This is a genomic window from Xanthomonas sp. MUS 060, assembly GCF_000963215.1.
GTDB lineage: Bacteria > Pseudomonadota > Gammaproteobacteria > Xanthomonadales > Xanthomonadaceae > Xanthomonas_A.
Genome location: NZ_JZIM01000073.1, coordinates 1 through 2,450, shown reverse-complemented (window position 1 = coordinate 2,450; position 2,450 = coordinate 1). Strand labels below are relative to the sequence as shown.

Below are 2,450 nucleotides of genomic sequence, written 5' to 3'. Positions count from 1 at the left end.
GTTGCTCATGCCTCATCCTCGAGACTGGCCATGAGCTGACGCTGGGCGTACCAGTCGACCATCAAGCGATTGCGTTGGAACCACATCAGGGTCCTCATGCCTCATCCTCGAGACTGGCCATGAGCTGACGCTGGGCGTACCAGTCGACCATCAAGCGATTGCGTTGGAACCACATCAGGGTCAACTGCGGTGGCTGCTTGCCCGCCATGAACCGCTCCACGATGTCAGGGGCCAGCAGGTTCATGCGCAGCGATTCGTTGACAACCGATTGATCTAGGTTCTCGGCACGCGCGATGGCCGATCCGCTCGGCATAGCACCGATATCCAACAGGTGCTGCCAGTAAAAGGCACGCGCCAGCCCTTCTATCAGCGTAACGTCGTGGACACTGCCCTGCTCTGCCGCCGCGCGCTGGATACCACGGCGGCTAAATGTCAGCGGTACAAAGGTTTCCATCGAGGCGTCCATCAAGCCTCGACCTCCAGCAATTCGGCACCGATGCTGTTGGGTGCAAACTCTTCGATCAACGCACTCCAGCCAATCTCCCGCCACCTCACCTTGATCCCGCGCACCTCGCCGGCATTGACGAGGTCGATGCGCTCGATCATCAAATTGGCGATACGGTGGCGTTCGACCGGGAACAGTTGATCCCACACCTCGTTGAGCTGCTTCATCGCCATCACGGTGGTGGGCTCGTCGATCTGGGCACCGGTGTGTTGGATGTGCCGCACTACCGCTGCCACCGACTCCGGGCTGGCCAGCACTGTGCGGATCTGGGCCACCACCGCCGCCTCAATCTCCGGCGCAGGCAGGCGCTCGCAGCTTTTGCCCGACGCGCCGAACCGTAATTCGGACTTGGACAAGTAGTAGTGGTATTTACGCCCCTGCTTGCACGAGTAGGTCGGATACATCCGCTCCCCGGAAGGCGCATACAGCAGGCCGCGTAGCAACGCATCGGTGCGTGACCGGGTCTTGGTCTCCACGGCTCGGCGATGCCCGTCCTTGGCCAGCACCTCATGGACCCGCCCCCACAACCCTGGATCGATGATGGCGTCATGCACACCGGTGTACCAACTGCCCTTGTGTGACAACTCGCCGAGGTAGATGCGGTTGCGCAGCAGTTTGTGCAGGTATTTCTTGTCGATGCGTGCGCCTACGCGCTCCTGCCCCTCTTGTGTCTTCCACGCCTTGGTGGTGATGCCCTCCTCGGCAAGGTTGGCGGCGATCTGGGTGGGCGAGCCGATGGTCAGCATCTGCGCGAAGATCCGGCGCACCACGGCGGCCTCGGTTTCGTTGATCACCAGCTTGCGGTGCTCGACGTCGTAACCCAAGGGCGGCACGCCGCCCATCCACATCCCCTTGCGCTTGGAGGCCGCGATCTTGTCGCGGATACGCTCGCCGGTGACCTCCCGCTCGAACTGGGCGAAGGACAGCAGGACGTTGAGCATCAGCCGTCCCATCGAGGTGGTCGTATTGAACTGCTGCGTGACCGACACGAAGGACACGCCGTGGCGCTCGAACACCTCGACCATCTTGGAGAAGTCGGCCAGGCTGCGCGTCAAACGATCGATCTTGTAGACCACCACAATGTCGATCTGACCACGCTCAATGTCGGCTATCAGACGCTTCAGACCCGGTCGATCTGTGTTCCCACCGGAAAACCCAGGATCGTCGTAGTCGTCGGCCACCCGCATCCATCCCTCGGCGCGCTGGCTGACCACATAGGCGTGGCCAGCCTCCTTCTGCGCATCGATGGAGTTGAACTCCTGATCCAGACGTTCGTCCGACGAGACCCGGCAGTAGACGGCACAGCGTTTGCGCGCTTTGGTGGAAGCCATCTGCGTGAAATCGTTCATCGTGCACCGCCTTTGCCTTTCAGGCCAAAGAACAACGGGCCAGACCAATGCGTACCGGTAATGCGACGGGCAACGGCCGTCAGGCTTTTGAACGTGCTGCCCTCGTACTCGAACAGGCCCTGTGCCGTGATCCGGACCGTGTGTTCCCGCTCCCCCCATTCGCGCAGCAACACCGTGCCAGGCGCAAAGGTGATCTCCTCTGGTCGTGCCCGCAGCTTGATCTTGGAGTGCTTGGCGCCGATGGCTTCCAGGCGCTGGCGCGTGGTGTGGGATAGACCGCCAAAGACGTGCTCCTGGATCTTGTAGGCGATGCGCGATTCAATGAAGCCACGGTTGGGGTAACCGGGACGGCTGGTGAAATAGCGATCCCACACCAACCAAAGATCGGCGATAGGCAGACTGGACAGCCGCGCGATCTGAGCAGCGACAGAGACTTGGGCTCGTTGGTCGTTCATGAAAACTCCTGCGGATAGGGAGTTGTATGGACGCTCTGGTCGGGCAAAAAGGCAAGTCCACTCTCGGCACTGGGTCGCACTTGCGCAACAAAAGTACGGACGATTGCCGCCGCAAGGATGGTGGTGATCTCCTGGGCACGC

3 protein-coding genes are annotated in these 2,450 nt (G+C 61.2%); all 3 read right to left on the bottom strand.

The features are described 5' to 3' along the window. Positions 1 to 94: 94 nt before the first annotated feature. From XANALMUS060_RS16930 to XANALMUS060_RS16920, 3 genes are read right to left on the bottom strand one after another with little or no spacing between them, the layout of a single operon-like run. Positions 95 to 454 (bottom strand): site-specific recombinase resolvase, encoded by a 360-nt coding sequence (locus XANALMUS060_RS16930; RefSeq protein WP_235430602.1) that lies wholly within the window; start codon positions 452 to 454, stop codon positions 95 to 97. 11 nt (positions 455 to 465) lie between these two features. Next, the gene (locus XANALMUS060_RS16925) at positions 466 to 1,854 is read right to left on the bottom strand and encodes a recombinase family protein (protein WP_045739434.1); all 1,389 of its coding nucleotides are present in this window, start codon (positions 1,852 to 1,854) and stop codon (positions 466 to 468) included. Beyond that, entirely contained in the window at positions 1,851 to 2,309 is a 459-nt protein-coding gene (locus tag XANALMUS060_RS16920; RefSeq protein WP_045739433.1) for a DUF2924 domain-containing protein, read from the bottom strand. Before XANALMUS060_RS16920 ends, XANALMUS060_RS16925 begins: the two co-directional genes overlap by 4 nt. Positions 2,310 to 2,450 lie beyond the last annotated feature (141 nt).